The organism is Limnohabitans sp. 2KL-3 (genome assembly GCF_001269405.1).
Classification (GTDB): Bacteria; Pseudomonadota; Gammaproteobacteria; order Burkholderiales; family Burkholderiaceae_C; genus Limnohabitans_A.
In genome coordinates this window covers 280,291-296,839 of the sequence record NZ_CXON01000002.1, presented here as the reverse complement: position 1 = coordinate 296,839, position 16,549 = coordinate 280,291, and the positions used below count along the sequence as shown (strand labels likewise).

Annotated in this window: 16 protein-coding genes and 1 tRNA gene; 11 read left to right on the top strand and 6 right to left on the bottom strand. The window is 58.8% G+C overall.

What is annotated here, in order from left to right:
- The first annotated feature begins 91 nt into the window (after nt 1-91).
- From AMM41_RS03770 to AMM41_RS03755, 4 genes are all read left to right on the top strand, one after another.
- Nucleotides 92-1,366 (top strand): ribulose-bisphosphate carboxylase large subunit family protein, encoded by a 1,275-nt coding sequence (locus tag AMM41_RS03770; protein ID WP_089953144.1) that lies wholly within the window; start codon nt 92-94, stop codon nt 1,364-1,366.
- Nucleotides 1,363-2,778 carry a four-carbon acid sugar kinase family protein gene (locus AMM41_RS03765; RefSeq protein WP_089953141.1) on the top strand — a complete coding sequence of 472 codons (1,416 nt, stop codon included), beginning with the start codon at nt 1,363-1,365 and terminating at the stop codon, nt 2,776-2,778. Before AMM41_RS03770 ends, AMM41_RS03765 begins: the two co-directional genes overlap by 4 nt.
- 16 nt (nt 2,779-2,794) lie before the next feature.
- Nucleotides 2,795-3,559, top strand: coding sequence for an SDR family NAD(P)-dependent oxidoreductase (locus AMM41_RS03760; protein WP_089953676.1), 765 nt, complete (start codon nt 2,795-2,797; stop codon nt 3,557-3,559).
- 167 nt (nt 3,560-3,726) lie between these two features.
- The gene (locus AMM41_RS03755) at nt 3,727-4,605 is read left to right on the top strand and encodes an alpha/beta fold hydrolase (protein ID WP_089953139.1); all 879 of its coding nucleotides are present in this window, start codon (nt 3,727-3,729) and stop codon (nt 4,603-4,605) included.
- 228 nt (nt 4,606-4,833) lie between these two features.
- On the opposite strand, the gene AMM41_RS03750 is transcribed toward AMM41_RS03755, so the two are convergent.
- Nucleotides 4,834-4,918, bottom strand: a tRNA-Leu gene (locus tag AMM41_RS03750).
- 147 nt (nt 4,919-5,065) lie between these two features.
- Between AMM41_RS03750 and cysM the strand changes: the two genes are divergently transcribed.
- From cysM to AMM41_RS03735, 3 genes are read left to right on the top strand one after another with little or no spacing between them, the layout of a single operon-like run.
- Complete coding sequence (gene cysM, locus AMM41_RS03745) at nt 5,066-5,968, top strand: cysteine synthase CysM (protein WP_089953673.1); 903 nt, start codon at nt 5,066-5,068, stop codon at nt 5,966-5,968.
- Between the two features lie 28 nt (nt 5,969-5,996).
- Nucleotides 5,997-6,554, top strand: coding sequence for an NUDIX domain-containing protein (locus tag AMM41_RS03740; RefSeq protein ID WP_089953137.1), 558 nt, complete (start codon nt 5,997-5,999; stop codon nt 6,552-6,554).
- On the top strand, nt 6,554-6,781 hold the full coding sequence (locus AMM41_RS03735; RefSeq protein WP_194944608.1) for a sulfurtransferase TusA family protein: 228 nt from the start codon (nt 6,554-6,556) through the stop codon (nt 6,779-6,781). Before AMM41_RS03740 ends, AMM41_RS03735 begins: the two co-directional genes overlap by 1 nt.
- 6 nt (nt 6,782-6,787) lie before the next feature.
- On the opposite strand, the gene galU is transcribed toward AMM41_RS03735, so the two are convergent.
- Nucleotides 6,788-7,666, bottom strand: a complete 879-nt coding sequence (gene galU, locus AMM41_RS03730; RefSeq protein ID WP_089953133.1) for a UTP--glucose-1-phosphate uridylyltransferase GalU — start codon at nt 7,664-7,666, stop codon at nt 6,788-6,790.
- A 25-nt stretch (nt 7,667-7,691) separates the two neighbouring features.
- Nucleotides 7,692-10,742: a valine--tRNA ligase gene (locus AMM41_RS03725; RefSeq protein ID WP_089953131.1), complete on the bottom strand. Its 3,051-nt coding sequence runs from the start codon at nt 10,740-10,742 to the stop codon at nt 7,692-7,694.
- Nucleotides 10,743-11,077: 335 nt separating this feature from the next.
- On the opposite strand from AMM41_RS03725, the gene AMM41_RS03720 reads away from it, so the two are divergent.
- The 3 genes from AMM41_RS03720 (at nt 11,078) to AMM41_RS03710 (ending at nt 13,562) form a co-directional block, all read left to right on the top strand.
- The gene (locus AMM41_RS03720; protein WP_089953128.1) at nt 11,078-11,500 is read left to right on the top strand and encodes a rubrerythrin family protein; all 423 of its coding nucleotides are present in this window, start codon (nt 11,078-11,080) and stop codon (nt 11,498-11,500) included.
- Between the two features lie 110 nt (nt 11,501-11,610).
- On the top strand, nt 11,611-12,960 hold the full coding sequence (locus AMM41_RS03715; RefSeq protein ID WP_089953126.1) for a (Fe-S)-binding protein: 1,350 nt from the start codon (nt 11,611-11,613) through the stop codon (nt 12,958-12,960).
- A gap of 11 nt (nt 12,961-12,971) precedes the next feature.
- The gene (locus AMM41_RS03710) at nt 12,972-13,562 is read left to right on the top strand and encodes a DUF3501 family protein (protein ID WP_089953124.1); all 591 of its coding nucleotides are present in this window, start codon (nt 12,972-12,974) and stop codon (nt 13,560-13,562) included.
- A gap of 131 nt (nt 13,563-13,693) precedes the next feature.
- Here the strand turns inward: AMM41_RS03710 and AMM41_RS03705 are convergent, their stop codons facing one another.
- From AMM41_RS03705 to AMM41_RS03695, 3 genes are all read right to left on the bottom strand, one after another.
- Nucleotides 13,694-14,317 (bottom strand): L-threonylcarbamoyladenylate synthase, encoded by a 624-nt coding sequence (locus tag AMM41_RS03705; RefSeq protein WP_089953122.1) that lies wholly within the window; start codon nt 14,315-14,317, stop codon nt 13,694-13,696.
- 77 nt (nt 14,318-14,394) lie between these two features.
- A complete protein-coding gene (locus AMM41_RS03700) occupies nt 14,395-15,294 on the bottom strand; it encodes a DMT family transporter (RefSeq protein ID WP_089953119.1) in 900 nt (299 codons plus the stop codon).
- A complete protein-coding gene (locus AMM41_RS03695) occupies nt 15,291-16,145 on the bottom strand; it encodes a 3',5'-nucleoside bisphosphate phosphatase (protein ID WP_089953117.1) in 855 nt (284 codons plus the stop codon). Before AMM41_RS03695 ends, AMM41_RS03700 begins: the two co-directional genes overlap by 4 nt.
- 151 nt (nt 16,146-16,296) lie before the next feature.
- Between AMM41_RS03695 and AMM41_RS03690 the strand changes: the two genes are divergently transcribed.
- Nucleotides 16,297-16,545, top strand: coding sequence for a YfhL family 4Fe-4S dicluster ferredoxin (locus AMM41_RS03690; RefSeq protein WP_089953115.1), 249 nt, complete (start codon nt 16,297-16,299; stop codon nt 16,543-16,545).
- Nucleotides 16,546-16,549: the final 4 nt, after the last annotated feature.

Genomic DNA, 16,549 nt, shown 5'->3' with positions numbered 1-16,549 from the left:
GGCCCGGTGAACGTGCGGGACCACTCAAGACTCCCAAGCTGCGCGTCCTGCATGCACACGAACTTTGAAATCATCGAGCGAGCTCCCCGACATGTTCACACAACGTTCTGAATTCACCGCCCGCTACTTTGTCGAAAGCTCAATGCCCATTGAGCGAGTCGCAGACACCATCGCAGGCGAGCAATCCAGTGGAACGTTCATGGCTTTGCCAGGTGAAACGGATGAACTCAAGCAACGATCTCGTGCAAGGGTGACACGCATCGATGCGCTGGAATCTGTTGCGCAACCGTCGCTGCACAGTGCTCTCGTGCACCGACGGGGTGGACACCAGAGTTTCAACCGTGCCGAAATCGAGATTGCTTTTCCCATTGACAACGTCGGTGCCAACATTTCCACGCTGCTGGCGACCGTCGCAGGAAATCTCTTTGAGTTGGGCGAGGTCACGGGTCTTCGCCTGCTGGACATCGATATGCCGGCGGACTACGCGAAGCGTTTTTCCGGCCCCCAGTTTGGCATCCAAGGTACGCGCACGATGGCGGGTGTGCACGGCCGACCCATCATCGGCACGATCATCAAGCCCAGCATCGGTCTGTCGCCTCAGCAAACGGCAGACCTCGTCGATTCACTTTGTGCAGCAGACATCGACTTTATCAAGGACGACGAGTTGATGGCCGACCCGCCTTATGCGCCATTTGATGAGCGTCTCAAAGCCGTCATGCCCGTGATCCTGAAGCATGCCGATCGCATGGGTCGAAAGCCGATGTATGCGATCAACATCTCCGGCAGCATCGACGAGATGCTCCGGCGACACGACGCCGTGCTCGCAGCGGGTGGAACCTGTGTGATGGTCAGTGTGAACTGGATGGGCTTTGCGGCCGTTGAGCATTTGCGACGGCACGCACAGCTGCCCATTCATGCCCATCGGAATGGCTGGGGAGCCTTCACGCGGCATCCTCTGCTCGGATTTTCGTTTGCGGCTTACCAGAAGATTTGGCGCTTGGTGGGTATCGACCAAATGCATGTCAACGGGATACGAAGCAAATTTTGGGAACCGGATGATTCGGTCATTTCGTCAGCATTGTCCTGTCATGCAGACTTTGCGGGTATCCAGCCGGTGATGCCGGTTTTTTCGTCGGGCCAATGGGCCGGGCAGGCCCCCGATCTCTACCAAAAGCTTGGATCTACAGATTTGATGCACTTGGCGGGGGGCGGGATCATCGGCCATCCGGAGGGTATCGCCGCCGGTGTGGCGAGCATGCGCGAGGGATGGGAGGCCGCCATCTCCGGGGTGAGCCTCGAAAGCTATGCCCAAACTCATCCTTCATTGCAAAGGGCGCTGGCGCAGTTCAGCGCTTTGCAGCCATGAGTTCAAATGCTCACGCCGCCCCACTGCGGCTCGCCTTTTACGGTGACGATTTCACAGGGTCGACCGACGCGCTCGAAGTTCTGGCCTTTGCCGGGCTCAAATGCGCCCTTTTTCTGAGCCCGCCCACGCCAGCGCTTTTGGAGTCCCTCGGCGGCTATGACGCCATCGGGGTCGCAGGGGACAGCCGAGGCATGTCTCCCGTCGAGATGGCGCAAAAACTTCCGGCTATTTTTGAAGCGCTGGCATCCCTTGGTTCACACATCGTTCATTACAAAGTCTGTTCGACCTTCGACAGCTCCCCATCGGTCGGGAGCATCGGCCGTGCGATGGACCTTGCGCAAAAAACTTTTGGCCCTGAACTGATCCCCATCGTTGCCGGCACGCCGGCACTGTCCCGCTACTGTGTTTTTGGCAACTTGTTTGCACGATCTGGCACGGATGGACTCACCTATCGCATCGATCGCCATCCGATCATGAGTGTGCATCCAGTCACGCCGATGGACGAGGCCGACCTGGTCGTCCACCTTGGCCGTCAGACTTCGATGCCGATTGGCAAATTCACACTGCCCAAGTTCGCGCTGGGCCGTGAGGCACTGCAGGCTCAATACGCGGCTTCGAGACAGAACGTCAAGACTGCGCTGTTGATCGATTCGGCGGAAAATGCTGACCTGACCGAGGTCGGTGGCCTGCTGCTTTCACACCATCAAGACCATCGACCCGTCTTTGTGGTGGGCTCGTCGGGTGTTGAATATGCCCTCACACAGTGGTGGGCCGAACAAGGCGCTTTCTCAGACAAGAGTCGTCACTTCGAATCTTTCCCGGCCGTTCAGCAGGTTCTTGCCATCTCTGGCAGCGCGTCGGCACTGAGCGCCAAGCAGATAGACACGGCCATCGCCGAGGGGTTTGCAGCGGTTGCGATCGACGCATGTGCCTTGGTGGATGGTGAGCGTTGGGAGCAGGCGGCAGCTGCCCTCGTTGAAACCACCGTTGCGTTGCTCGCCCAAGGAAAAAGCGTCATCTTGCACACGGCACGGGGGCCAGAAGATCCTCGTATCAGCTTGCTGATCGAGTCACTGATGGCTCGCGGAGAAAGCCGTGAACAAGCCAGGTACGGCGGTGGTCGACTTTTGGGCGCTCGGCTCGGTGCCATCGTTCAGAACATCTTGCTCGCAAGCGTGGTGCAACGCTTGATCTTGTCCGGAGGCGATACATCAAGTCAAATCACCAGTGTTCTCGCACCAGATGCGATCGAGATACAAGCCCGTCTGTCCCCTGGTGCGCCCTTGTGCAGAGTGATTTCAAATAAACCCCACCTGAAAGGCCTGCAAATGGCTCTGAAGGGGGGGCAGATGGGGGACGCGTCCTACTTTGTCCGGGCGCTTCGGGGAACGCCACAAGGCGCGCCAACGTAACACGGGAGAACATGCAATGGAATCGAAACAACGCGTTGCTGTGGTCACGGGTGGGGCCATGGGCATCGGCTCAGAGGTTTGCCGACAATTGGCCATGTCTGGTTTCAGTGTGGTCATCGCAGACCTCGATGTCAAAGCCGCAAGCGACCTGGCCGGCCAGTTGACCGGTGAGGGGTATACCGCGCAGGCGCTGCAGATGGACGTCGGGCGAGCCGAGTCTATAGCACAAGGGTTTGCATCCATCGCTGAAAAGCACGGAAGATGCGACGTTCTCGTGAACTGCGCGGGGATCGCAAAGGTGTTCCCGTTCATGGACTTTCCACTGGATCACTTCATCGCGACCATGAACGTGAACGTCACAGGAACCTTGTTGTGTAGCCAGCACGCCGCACGGTTGATGAGTCAAAACAAGTGGGGCCGCATCGTCAACATCGCTTCTGTTGCGGGGATGCGGGCTGTGGGCAAGGGGCGTACTGCCTACGGTACGTCCAAGGGCGCGGTCATCGCCTTGACGCGTCAGATGGCGGTAGAGCTTGCCGATCACGGCATCACGGCCAATGCCCTTGCGCCTGGCCCTGTGGATACGCCAATGACCCGGGTTCTTCACACGGATAAGTTTCGCTCAGAGTACGCCAGCGCGATACCCATGAAGCGTTATGGGACGACATCTGAAATTGCTCACGCCGTGTCATTCCTCGTATCAGAAGGTGCCTCCTATATTTCCGGAATCGTGATGCCGGTGGATGGCGGTTTCTTGTCCGCAGGTGCGCCCAGTATTTAGAAGCAGCGACTTCCATTGCGCTCGAGCAAACCCGGATGGCGCATCGATGGCACCCGATGAACCTCACAGATCTGAACGCCATCGCCCAACAGAACCGTTTATTCCAGCATGCTTGCGCCAGTGGAGCCGACTCGCCAAGCATGAGCATCTTCACTAGGGAGCAAGCCATGAAATTTGTTGACACCTCTGTTTTGCGCATCGGGTATGAAGAATGGAACCCCCATGCGGCTCGCACGGTCGTTTTGTTGCATGGCTGGCCTGACAGCCCGCGAACTTGGGCCCAAGTGGCACCGGTGTTGGCCCTTCAAGGCTGGCGGGTCATTGTTCCTGCATTGCGTGGGTTTTCGCCAACTCGTTTTTTGAGCGATGACACGCCGCGCAGCGGGCAACTGTCTGTCCTGGGGCGTGACCTGCTGGAGCTGATAGCTCAGCTGCGATTGCACAAACCTGCCTTGGTGGGCCACGACTGGGGGGCACGCGCTGCGGGCAATGCCTGTGCCTTGCAGCCTGGCGTGGCCAGCCACCTGGTGTTGCTTTCTGTGGCCTATGGCACCAATTTGCCATCACAAGACTTGTCACTGGAGCAGGCGCGTCAATACTGGTATCACTGGTACATGGCGACACCGCGGGGCCAACGTGCTGTGCGCGAAAACCGCAATGCTTTCGCCAAAATCATGTGGGAAACTTGGGCACCTTCTGGATGGTTCACGCCCGAAGAGTTCGAAACCACAGCCCAAGCATTTGCCAATGACGATTGGCCGGAGGTCACGCTGCACTCCTATCAACACCGTTGGGGCCATGCCCCGGGAGATGTTTGTTATGCGGCCGAAGAGCAGGCCTTGAGCATCATCACGCCATTGGATGTGCCCACGCTGATATTGCATGGCGATGCAGATGGCGTCAATTTACCCGCGTCTTTCATGGGGCAATCCCAATATTTCCTCAATCGCTACGAGCGCAAACTGATGCCCGGGATTGGGCATTTTCCACAGCGCGAAGATCCAGAGCAGGTCGCTTCCGAGTTGATCAAATTCTTGGCAGTTTGAGTTGTAAAACTGGGAACGCTTTTTTCTGCCGCGCTGCAGAAGGGGGCCCTTTCGGCGACCTGTCAGTCCAAAGCCCAAAATGTCACGCAAGTGATCAGCAGTCTGGATGTCCGAGGTATCGAGAATGAAGCTACCGCCCCCGAAAGGCGTCAGACAAGAAAAAAGGCCAACCCGTTAGAGTTGGCCTTGATTCGCTTGGAACCCGCATGGATGCTGAGTTTCCAGAGTTGGTGCCCGGGGCCGGACTCGAACCGGCACGCCTTGCGGCGGGGGATTTTGAGTCCCCTGAGTCTACCAATTTCACCACCCGGGCTGGTATTTGTGAAGACCTGAATTATGACACAACATGGGGCGCTTTTTGAAAGCCATGTTGAAAAAATGCAAATCCATCGTCACGCAAGTGTCTTGTTCAAAGTCACCGCATCAAATGCGGGTGGTCAAGTTATGGCAAAGTACGAACATGATTTATTCAACCATTGAAGACGCAATTGGCAAAACACCTTTGGTGGCTTTGCAGCGCTTGGGGGCTGCCGATACGGTGGCGCGTGGCAATGTCATTTTGGGCAAGCTAGAAGGCAACAACCCGGCAGGTTCTGTCAAGGATCGGCCGGCTTTGTCGATGATCCGTCGTGCCGAAGAGCGAGGCGAGATCAAACCGGGTGATACCTTGATCGAGGCGACCTCGGGCAACACCGGCATTGCTTTGGCCATGGCCGCGGCCATCAAGGGTTATCGCATGATTTTGATCATGCCCGAGGACCTGTCGATTGAACGCGCCCAGACCATGAAAGCGTTTGGGGCCGAGTTGATCCTGACCCCCAAGAGCGGCGGCATGGAGTACGCACGCGACTTGGCCGACAACATGGCGGCGCAAGGCAAGGGCCGCATCCTGGACCAGTTTGCCAATGCCGATAACCCGCGCATCCATTACGAAACCACCGGTCCCGAGATCTGGGAGCAGACCGGCGGCAAGGTCACTCACTTTGTCAGCGCCATGGGCACCACGGGCACCATCACGGGCGTCTCGCGCTATCTGAAAGAAAAGAACCCGGCCATCCGCATCATTGGCGCACAGCCCAGCGAAGGCTCGCGCATTCCGGGCATCCGCAAGTGGCCACAAGAGTACTTGCCCAAAATTTACGACCCCAGCCATGTGGATGAGCTGATTTACGTGAGCCAAAACGATGCCGAAGAGACCTGCCGCCAGATGGCACGCAGCGAAGGCATTTTTGCGGGCATCTCCGCAGCGGGTGCTTGCTGGGTGGCCCAGCAAGTGGCCAAGACGGCGCAAAACGCCACCATCGTCTTCATCGTCTGCGATCGCGGTGACCGTTATCTCTCCACAGGCGTATTCCCGGCCTGAACGGCTGAACTTTGACAAGGCTTGAACCATGGCTGAATACCGTTTTTGTCCGATGTGTGCCAGTCCTTTGGCTTGGCTCTCGCAAATGGAAGACGGGGGCGAAACGATGCGCCTGCGTTGCACCGCCTGCGATTTCACCCACTGGAACAACCCCACGCCAGTGCTGGCAGGCATTGTGCAAGTGGGCGATCAGATTTTGCTTGCCCGCAATGCCGCCTGGCCTGGCCGGCGCTTTGCGCTGATCACCGGCTTCATGGAAGCGGGCGAAACACCCGAAGAAGGCATCACCCGCGAGATTGCCGAAGAAACCAACCTGAAGGTGTCAGCCCTCAAGTTGATTGGCGTGTACGACTTTCAGCGCATGAACCAGGTCATCATTGCCTACCATGCGGTGGCCGAAGGCGAGGTGCGTTTGTCGCCTGAGTTGGCCGAATACAAGATGTTTGATTTCAAGGATCTTATTTGCTGGCCCGCAGGCACCGGCTACGCTTTGGGCGACTGGCTGCGCACCATCGGCATCGAGCCGAAATTCATGACGTGGGAAGAGCGTGCCGCGCAAAGCCAAGAACAAAATCAGGGCTCATGATGCACATCGACAAAGAAATAGACACCAGCGGCCTGAACTGCCCCTTGCCCATTTTGAAAGCCAAAAAGGCTTTGAATGAGATGAGCAGCGGTCAGGTGCTCAAAGTAATCGCCACCGACCCGGGTGCCTGGCGCGACTTTGAGGCCTTTGCGCGACAAACGGGCAATGATTTATTGCTGCAGGAAAAGACCGAAACGGCGTTTGTGTTTGCGCTCAAACGCCGCTGAACGCAATCAGAGACTCAGGCTTTTGAGGTATTCGCGGAACGACGCACCCACCTGGGGGTGTTGCAAAGCCAGCTCCACCGTGGCTTCCAGAAAACCTTCTTTGCTGCCGCAATCGTAGCGTTTGCCTTGGTATTGGAAGGCATAGACCGCCTCACGTTGCATCAGGCGTGCAATGGCATCGGTGAGCTGGATTTCGCCGCCCACGCCGGTGGGCTGGTTGCGGATCTCGTCAAAAATGCCTGGCGTCAGGATGTAGCGACCCGCCACACCCATGCGCGAAGGGGCTTTGTCCGGACTGGGCTTTTCCACAATTTGCTCGACGCGGATCAGTTGTTTGCCAGCCGACTCACCGGCCACGATGCCGTAGCGCTTGACTTGGTCGAGCGGCACTTGTTGCACCGCCAGCACCGAGCGGCCTTGCTTGGTGTAAGCGTCCACCATTTGGGACAAGATGGACGGCCCCTGGTTGACCATCAGGTCATCGGCCAGCAGCACGGCAAAAGGCTCGTTGCCCACCAACGGCTCGGCGCACAGCACCGCGTGGCCCAAACCCAGCATGCGGTTTTGGCGCACGTAGGCGCACACCATGTCGTCGGGTTGCACCGAGCGCACCAGAGCCAGCAACTCGTCCTTGTGGGCGGCTTCGAGTTCTGTCTCCAGCTCATAGGCCGTGTCAAAGTGGTCTTCAATGGCGCGCTTGCTTCGGCCCGTGACAAAGATCATGTGACGCACTCCCGCCGCATAGGCTTCCTCGACCGCGTACTGGATCAGCGGCTTGTCGACCACGGGCAGCATCTCTTTGGGTGCGGCTTTGGTCGCGGGCAAAAAGCGCGTGCCCAGACCTGCGACGGGGAACACGGCTTTGCGGATGACGTTGTGGCTCATGGGGGTGTCCTTGGTGTGCAGGCGATCAGCCCAAGCGTTGCAGTTGTTGGCGAATTTTGTCGAGTGTGGCCCCGAAGTCGGCCACGCGCTTTCTGGTTTCGTCGAGGACGGCTTGTGGTGCCTTGGCCACAAAGGCTTCGTTACCGAGCTTGGCGTTGGCCTTGGTGATTTCACCTTCCAAGCGAGTGGCCTCTTTGGTCAGACGGATTTTTTCTGCAGCGGCATCGACTTCGATGAACAAACACAAACGTGCCTCGCCCACCACGGCCACGGGGGCGGCTTGTGCTGCAGCGATCCATTCTGCTTCGGTGTCAAAGACTTTGACTTCGCTCAGTTTCGCCAATGACTGCAGCACCGGTGCCACGCTGTGCATGAAGTCGGTGTCACCCAGCACATACAGGGGCATGCGGGTCGAGGGCGAGACGTTCATCTCGCCGCGCAGGTTGCGGCAAGCATCCACCAATGTTTTGAGCTTGGCCACATGGGCTTCGGCGGCTGTGTCGATGCGTTCGGGCTGGCTCACGGGGTAGGCCGCGATGCTGACCGACTCGCCCGGACGGCCCGCCACCACCGACACTTTTTGCCAGAGTTCTTCGGTGATGAAGGGGATGATGGGGTGCGCCAGGCGCATGATGGTTTCGAGCGTGCGGATCAGGGTGCGGCGCGTGGCGCGTTTTTGCGCGTCGTCACCGGTGTTGATTTGCACCTTGGCGATTTCAAGGTACCAGTCGCAGAACTCGTTCCAGACAAAGTCGTAAATCGTGTTGGCCACGTTGTCGAGGCGGTACTCGGCAAAGCCTTTGGCCACATCGGCCTCAACCCGCTGCAGTTGCGAGCTGATCCAGCGGTCGGCCTGGCTGAAGGTCAGATAGCCGTGCACAGGGCCTGCTGCGGTGGCTTGGCCATTGGCATCGATGCCGGGCGCAGCGCATTCGGCTTTGGTGTGTTCTTTCAGGCCACAGTCCTGGCCTTCGCAGTTCATCAGCACAAAGCGGGTGGCGTTCCACAGCTTGTTGCAGAAGTTGCGGTACCCCTCGCAGCGCTTGCTGTCAAAGTTGATGCTGCGGCCCAAGCTGGCCAGCGCTGCAAAGGTGAAGCGCAGCGCGTCGGCACCGTAGGCGGGGATACCGTCCGGGAATTCTTTTTCGGTTTGCTTGCGCACCTTGGGGGCGGTCTCGGGCTTGCGCAGGCCCTGGGTGCGTTTGTCGAGCAATGGCTCCAAGGTGATGCCGTCGATCAGGTCAACCGGGTCGAGCACGTTGCCTTCGGACTTGCTCATCTTCTTGCCTTGGGCATCGAGCACCAGGCCGTGGATGTAGACGTGTTTGAAGGGCACTTTGCCGGTGAAGTGCGTGGTCATCATGATCATCCGGGCGACCCAGAAGAAGATGATGTCGTAGCCGGTCACCAGCACGCTGCTGGGGAGGTAGAGGTCGTAGTCGCTGGTGTGGCCTTCGGTTCCGCTGGCGAGCGTGCCGGGCTCGGCCTTGCTCCCACTCGCTTCGCTCGCAATGTCGCTGCGTCCGAGCCCGGCACGCTCGCCAGCTGCGTTCTTGGTGCTTGTCTCGTTGTTGGGCCATCCCATGGTGCTGAAGGGCACCAAGGCGCTGGAGTACCAGGTGTCCAACACGTCTTCATCACGCTTGAGCGTTTTGCCCGGGGCTTGGGCTTGCGCTTCGGCTTCGTCGCGGGCCACGTACACCTTGCCGTCTTCGTCGTACCAAGCGGGGATCTGGTGGCCCCACCACAGCTGGCGCGAGATGCACCAGTCCTGGATGTTGTTCATCCACTGGTTGTAGGTGTTGACCCAGTTCTCGGGCACAAAGCTCACTTGGCCGGATTGCACGGCGTCAATGGCTTTTTGGGCGATGCTCTTACCGGTGGCGTCGCCTTGGCCCACCTGGTTCATGGCCACGAACCACTGGTCGGTCAGCATGGGCTCGATCACCTGGCCGGTGCGGGCGCAGCGGGGCACCATGAGTTTGTGCTTCTTCACTTCCACCAAAGCACCAGCGGCTTCGAGGTCTGCCACCACGGCCTTGCGGGCCACGAAGCGGTCCAGGCCTCGGTATTTTTCGGGGGCGTTGTTGTTGATGGTCGCGTCGAGGTTCAACACGCAGATCATTTCCAGCTTGTGGCGCTGGCCGACTTGGTAGTCGTTGGTGTCGTGCGCGGGTGTGACCTTGACGACGCCCGTGCCAAAGGCTTTGTCCACATAGTCGTCGGCGATCACCGGGATGGTGCGGCCGCACAAAGGCAGGTTCACTTGCTTGCCGATCAGGGCGCTGTAGCGCTCGTCTTCGGGGTGCACCATCACGGCCACGTCGCCCAGCAGGGTTTCGGGGCGGGTGGTGGCCACGGTCAATGAACCACTGCCATCGGCCAAGTCATAACGGATGTGCCACATCGAGCCGTCTTCTTCGGCGCTTTCCACTTCCAGGTCAGACACGGCGCTTTGCAACACTGGGTCCCAGTTGACCAGACGTTTGCCACGGTAGATCAGGCCTTGCTCGTACAGCTGCACAAAGGTTTCGGTCACGGTTTTGGACAGCTTGGGGTCCATCGTGAAGTATTCGCGGCTCCAGTCCACGCTGTCGCCCATGCGGCGCATTTGGCTGGTGATGGTGCTGCCGGACTCTTCTTTCCACTCCCAGACCTTGCTCACAAAGTTCTTGCGGGCTTCGGCGGGCGTGGGGCCCATGTCGTGGCGGCTGATGCCTTTGGCCTGCAGCTGGCGCTCCACCACGATCTGGGTGGCGATGCCCGCGTGGTCGGTGCCCGGAATCCAGGCGGTGTTGTGGCCCAGCATGCGGTGGTAGCGGGTCAACGAGTCCATGATGGTCTGGTTGAAGGCGTGGCCCATGTGCAGCGTACCGGTCACGTTGGGCGGGGGCAGCTGGATGGCAAACGCTGGAGCGCCTTTTTTGGGGGCTTGGGTGCCCCGGAAACCGGCCACTCCGTAGCCGCGTTTTTCCCATTCGGGGCCCCAATGGGCTTCCAGTGCAGCGGGTTCGAAGGATTTGGACAGGCTTTCAAGGCCGGGCTGGTGGGCCACTGTGGCGGGGGCGTTGCTCATGGGGCGGATTTTCCAAAAGAAACGGCAACGCAACCGATGCCGTGTGGGACAGGTGCATCCCAAATTGCTTATTTTAACGAGGCCTATCAAAGACCTTGACGCTTTGGAATGGCCTTTGCTCCACCTTGTTTTGTGTTTTTTATCTGCCGATGAGGGCGAATGGGTGCCAAGTCGTTTCAATGAGCATGATGTTTATCAAATCGCCAAGGCAATAGGCAATCTAAATTTGTGCCATTGGATCAATCAATTGGGAGACTGATCAGTTTAGGTTTAACCTGAGGGTTCTCTGGCGATTCTGCCAGGGCAATGCACCTAAAACCCACAAGGAGATATCCATGGCAGCACTCAAAGGCTCGCGCACGGAACAATGCCTGAAGGACGCCTTTGCTGGCGAATCCCAGGCCAACCGTCGCTATTTGTACTTCGCGAACAAAGCTGACGTTGAAGGTCAGAACGATGTGGCAGCCCTGTTCCGTTCCACCGCCGAAGGTGAAACAGGTCACGCCCACGGTCACCTGGAATTCCTGGAGCAATCCGGCGACCCAGCAACCGGCATGCCCATTGGCTCGACACGTGACAACCTGGCTTCGGCTGTGGCTGGCGAAACCCACGAGTACACCGACATGTACCCTGGCATGGCCAAGACTGCTCGCGAAGAAGGTTTTGACGAAGTCGCCGACTGGTTCGAGACCCTGGCCAAGGCTGAGCGTTCACACGCCAACCGTTACCAGAAAGCTTTGAACGAACTGGTGGATTGATTCCCCTTGTTCCCTCAGCCCGCTGCACCGCAAGGCGCAGCGGGTTTTTCTCAGGGCTCTGAACGCAGAACCTTCAGAAAAACCCCATAAAAATCTCACAGGAGCACAACATGGCCAAAGAAGGCAACCTCGAAGCCCCCACACGACATGCCCTTGGCTGGGAGGGTCCGGATTTTTACAACGAGGAAAAGTGCTTCGACGAGTTGGAGCGCATTTTTGACATCTGCCACGGCTGCCGCCGCTGCGTGAGCTTGTGTGGCTCTTTCCCCACCTTGTTCGACCTGGTGGACGAGAGCAGCACCATGGAAGTCGATGGTGTGGACAAGAAGGATTACTGGAAAGTGGTCGACCAGTGCTTCATGTGCGACCTGTGCTACATGACCAAATGCCCCTACACCCCACCTCACGAGTGGAACCTAGACTTCCCGCACACCATGCTGCGTGCCAAGGCCATCAAGTTCAAAAAAGGCGAAGTGGGCGCGGCTGAAAAGTTTCTGGCCTCCACCGACACACATGGCTCGTTTGCAGGCATCCCGATCGTGGTGCAAGCCATCAATGCCATCAACAAAACCGAAGCGGCCCGCAGCGTCATGGAAAGTGTGGCAGGTGTCGACAAAAACGCCTGGCTGCCCTCTTTGGCCACGAAAAAATTCCGCTCCAGCGCCCCGGATGCCAAGGCGTCCAAAGTGGTGGATGGCGAGAAAACACATGGCAAAGTGGCGATCTACTCCACCTGCTACATCAACTACAACGAGCCTGGCATCGGCCATGACCTGCTGAAGATCCTGGACCACAACGCCATTCCCTATGTGCTGGTCGAGAAAGAAAAGTGCTGCGGCATGCCCAAGCTCGAATTGGGTGATCTTGAATCGGTCCAGCAGTCCAAAGAAGCCAACATTCCGGTGCTGGCCAAATACGCCAAAGATGGTTACGCCATCATGGCGGCCGTGCCCAGCTGCGCCTTGATGTTCAAGCAGGAAATCCCTCTGATGTTCCCCGATTGCGCCGACACCCAGTTGGTCAAAGACGCGATGTGGGACCCGTTTGAATACTTCATGGCCCGCAAGCGCGACGGCTTGCTCAAGACCGAATTCCCGCAAAAATTGGGCAATGTGAGCTACCAGATCCCATGCCACGGCCGGGTGCAAAACATTGGCAAAAAGACCGAAGAAATGCTCAAGATGATCCCGGACACCGAGATCAACACCATCGAGCGCTGCTCGGGCCACGCCGGAACCTATGGCGTGAAAAAAGGCTCACACGACATGGCCATGAAAATCGGCAAACCCGTGTTCAAGGCCATGGCCACCATGAAAGACGGCTCCAAGCCCGACTTCATCAGCTCTGACTGCCCGCTGGGCGGCCACCACATTGCCCAAGGCTTTGAGGTCAACGGCTTGGGCGCCCCCGAACTGAACCACCCCTTGACCCTGGTGCGCAAAGCCTACGGTCTCAAATAAGGAACACTGCCATGCAACTGACTGGAAAAATCACACCCGAGACCTTGATGTCTTTGGAGGCTTACACCAAGTGGCGCAAGGTCCACAAACCCGATGTCATCGCCCACCGCAAGCTGCGCAGCGTGCAGTTGGGCGAGCACATCAACATGCAGTTTGAGAGCGAAACCACCATCCGCTATCAGATCCAGGAGATGCTGCGCATCGAAAAAGTCTTCGAAGAAGAGGGCATCTTGCAAGAGATCGAGGCTTATGCCCCGCTGGTGCCCGACGGCAGCAACTGGAAAGCCACCATGATGATCGAGTACACCGACATCAACGAGCGCAAGCGCGAACTGGCCAAGCTGATCGGCGTGGAAGACAGGATGTTTGTCGAGGTCGAAGGCCATGGCCGTGTGTATGCGATTGCCGACGAAGACCTGGACCGTGAGACCGAAGAAAAAACCTCAGCGGTGCACTTTGTGCGTTTTGAACTCAAGCCCGACATGTGCGCGGCCGTGAAGGCTGGCGCTGGCGTCAAGATGGGCTGCGACCACACGCATTACCCGTCACACATTGAAATCGCTGCAGATACCTTGGCCAGCCTGGCGGGCGATCTGAAGTAAGCCGTTTGCGTTTTTCCTGCCTGACCCCTGCTGCGGCCCTTGGTGCTGTTGCAGGGGTTTTCTATTGGGGCAGCTGGTGGTCGTTTTTGACCGGGCAGAGCGCCAGGCCATGGTCTACACCGTGTTGTGTTTTAAAGGCCCAGCAGCGCAGGATCACCTTGACCGTGGCGCACCAGGGTGGGTTCATCGCCGCTCATGTCGATCACCGTGGTGGGCTCGAGCGAGCAGGCGCCTGCATCAATGACCGCGCCCACTTGGTGCTCCAGTCGCTCGCGAATGTCTTGCGGGTCATTCAGGGGGGCATCTTCTCCCGGCATGATCAAGGTGGCGGCCAACAGCGGTGCGCCATGCAGGGCCAGCAGTTCTTGCAGCACTTTGTGCTCGGGCACGCGCAGGCCAATGGTTTTGCGCTGGGGATGGCTCAAGCGGCGCGGCACTTCCTTGGTGGCTTCCAGAATGAAGGTGAAGGGCCCGGGCGTGGCCTGCTTGATGGCGCGAAACTGCCGGTTGTCCACCCGGGCGTAGTTGGCCAGCTCGCTCAAGTCGCGGCACAGCAGCGTCAGGTGGTGCTTGTCGTCCACAGCGCGGATGCGGCGCAACTGGTCGGCGGCGTTCTTGTCGTCCAGGTGGCAGACCAGGGCGTAGCTGGAATCGGTGGGCACCGCCAGCACATTGCCTTGCTTGAGCAGTTGCACGGCTTGTTTGAGCAAGCGTGCTTGCGGGTTCTCGGGGTGAACAGTGAAAAACTGGGCCATGGCTGTGGGCAGTAGATTGCCGGTGATGATGGTGGACTTTACTTGAGGGCGCCGTCAGCTTTGAAAAGAGGGCAGACTCAAGTTTGCGCAGCTTGAACGGCGATGCGGCTTTCCCGCACAGTGAGCCAGGCGCCTAATGCGCCGCACAGGGCGACCAAACCCATGCCAGCAAAGGTCCATGGGTCGGGCAAATGGTTGAACACCACCCAGCCGCCCAGCACGGCAAAGCCGATCTGGGTGTATAAATAGGGCGTCAAGGTGGCAGCTGGAGTGCGGCCGTAGGCCAGGATCAGCAAAAAATGTCCAATCGAGGCCAACACCCCCATCAGCAGTAATTGCAACCAGACTGTCCAGTCTGCAGGCATTTCCCAGACAAAAGGCAGCAGCAGTGAGGCCATGGCGGTGCCGATCCAGCCGGTGTAGAAATGGGTGGTGATCGGGTCTTCGGTCTTGGCCATCTTGCTGGTCAGAAGTTGAAAGCCGGAGTTGGTTCCCACCAGCATCAGCAGCAAGAGCACGGTCCAATCAAGGTGTTGGCTGCCGGGACGGATGATGATCAGGGTGCCGACAAATCCCCCCAGCACCAGCAGCCAGCGCAGAGGTCGGATTTTTTCTTTCAGTAGCCAGGCTGCCAGCAAGGTGATGACCAGGGGTGCCAGCAGTGAGATGGCCGTGAACTCTCCCACGGGCATGTATTTGAGGCTTAAAAAAGCCAGGATGCTGCAAGCAAACAAGAGCATGCCGCGAGCAAGCTGAAAACGCGGGTGCTGTGTCTGCAAAATGCGACGGCCGCGGCCTGGCCAGACTGCGGCCGTGGTGATGACGGCCTGGATGGCGTACCGGAACCACAGTGCCACCAGCACCGACAGGCCCGCGCTGACGTGACGGGTGGTGGTGTCCAGAGTGGCAAAGCAGGCCGTCGCCAAAACGGCAAATCCGATGCCCTGAAGGCTGGCGAGTCTGAGCGTGGGGGTCACTGAATGCGGTTGGCCAGCAGGTCCCAAACCGGGGTCAGTTGACCAGGCAGCAAAGGCAGGGTGCCCAGGTCGATGCGGCTTTCTTCAGGGCTGTGAAAGTCACTGCCACGCGAGGCGGCCAGATCGAATTCCAGCGCAGTTTCGGCGTAGCGCACCGCTTCGGGTGAAGAATGGCTGCCAGTGATGACCTCCACACCGCGCCCGCCGTGGGCCTTGAATTCACTGAACAGCGCGTACTCTTCGTTGGGCGTGAAGCCATAACGGGCCGGGTGGGCAATGACGGCGATACCACCCGCTTCGGTGATCCATTGCACCGCTTCTTGCAAGCGTGCCCAGCGGTGGGGCACGTAGCCGGGTTTGCCTTCGGTCAGGTATTTGCGAAACACCTCCGAGGTGTCGCTGCACACGCCCGTTTCGACCAGGTGGCGGGCAAAGTGGGTGCGCGAAATCAGCTCGGGGTTGCCGACGTAGTGCAGGGCGCCTTCGTAGGCGTTTTTGATGCCCACTTTGGCAAGGCCGTCTGACATTTCCTGTGCGCGTTCACTGCGCCCGCCCCGGGTGCGGCGCAATCCAGCCACCAAGGCGCTGTCGTGCGGGTCAAAGCCCAGGCCCACGATGTGCACCGTCTGGTGGGCAAAGGTGACCGAAATCTCGGTGCCGGTCAGGTAGGGCAGTCCCTGCGCACGGGCTGCGGCCAGGGCGCGGTCTTGCCCGCCCACTTCGTCATGGTCGGTCAGCGCCCACAGTTCCACGCCGTTGGCTTTGGCACGTTCGGCCAGGGCTTCGGGGGTGAGGGTGCCGTCAGAAATAACGGAGTGGCAGTGCAAGTCGGCGTTCATCATGCGGTCCATTTTAGGCGCATGTCGCTGGGCCAGGGCGTGTTGTGGGGTCTTGTCTTGCCCAAGCTTTGGAGCAGACAACAGCCCTGCAGTCCTTCGGGCTGATGCCTGTGGCCGATAATCCAGGCATGACCACGATGCAGACTTTTGCGGAGCCCCAGCCATGGCACTGATGATCACCGACGAATGCATCAACTGCGATGTGTGTGAACCCGAGTGCCCGAACCAGGCGATCTATCTGGGTGAAGAAATTTACGAAATCGACCCGTCCAAGTGCACCGAGTGCGTGGGCCATTTTGACGAGCCTCAGTGTGTGCAGGTTTGCCCTGTGGCCTGCATTCCCGTCAACCCCCAGCACATCGAAAACCCTGAATCGCTTTGGGCCAAATACCGCAGGCTGCAGGGGCAGTGAGCCG

Coding starts and splice junctions, on each gene's coding strand:
- AMM41_RS03770 (WP_089953144.1), top strand. CDS start 92: ATGTTCACACAACGTTCTGAATTCACCGCCCGCTACTTTGTCGAAAGC.
- AMM41_RS03765 (WP_089953141.1), top strand. CDS start 1,363: ATGAGTTCAAATGCTCACGCCGCCCCACTGCGGCTCGCCTTTTACGGT.
- AMM41_RS03760 (WP_089953676.1), top strand. CDS start 2,795: ATGGAATCGAAACAACGCGTTGCTGTGGTCACGGGTGGGGCCATGGGC.
- AMM41_RS03755 (WP_089953139.1), top strand. CDS start 3,727: ATGAAATTTGTTGACACCTCTGTTTTGCGCATCGGGTATGAAGAATGG.
- cysM (WP_089953673.1), top strand. CDS start 5,066: ATGATTTATTCAACCATTGAAGACGCAATTGGCAAAACACCTTTGGTG.
- AMM41_RS03740 (WP_089953137.1), top strand. CDS start 5,997: ATGGCTGAATACCGTTTTTGTCCGATGTGTGCCAGTCCTTTGGCTTGG.
- AMM41_RS03735 (WP_194944608.1), top strand. CDS start 6,554: ATGCACATCGACAAAGAAATAGACACCAGCGGCCTGAACTGCCCCTTG.
- galU (WP_089953133.1), bottom strand. CDS start 7,666: ATGAGCCACAACGTCATCCGCAAAGCCGTGTTCCCCGTCGCAGGTCTG.
- AMM41_RS03725 (WP_089953131.1), bottom strand. CDS start 10,742: ATGAGCAACGCCCCCGCCACAGTGGCCCACCAGCCCGGCCTTGAAAGC.
- AMM41_RS03720 (WP_089953128.1), top strand. CDS start 11,078: ATGGCAGCACTCAAAGGCTCGCGCACGGAACAATGCCTGAAGGACGCC.
- AMM41_RS03715 (WP_089953126.1), top strand. CDS start 11,611: ATGGCCAAAGAAGGCAACCTCGAAGCCCCCACACGACATGCCCTTGGC.
- AMM41_RS03710 (WP_089953124.1), top strand. CDS start 12,972: ATGCAACTGACTGGAAAAATCACACCCGAGACCTTGATGTCTTTGGAG.
- AMM41_RS03705 (WP_089953122.1), bottom strand. CDS start 14,317: ATGGCCCAGTTTTTCACTGTTCACCCCGAGAACCCGCAAGCACGCTTG.
- AMM41_RS03695 (WP_089953117.1), bottom strand. CDS start 16,145: ATGGACCGCATGATGAACGCCGACTTGCACTGCCACTCCGTTATTTCT.
- AMM41_RS03690 (WP_089953115.1), top strand. CDS start 16,297: ATGGCACTGATGATCACCGACGAATGCATCAACTGCGATGTGTGTGAA.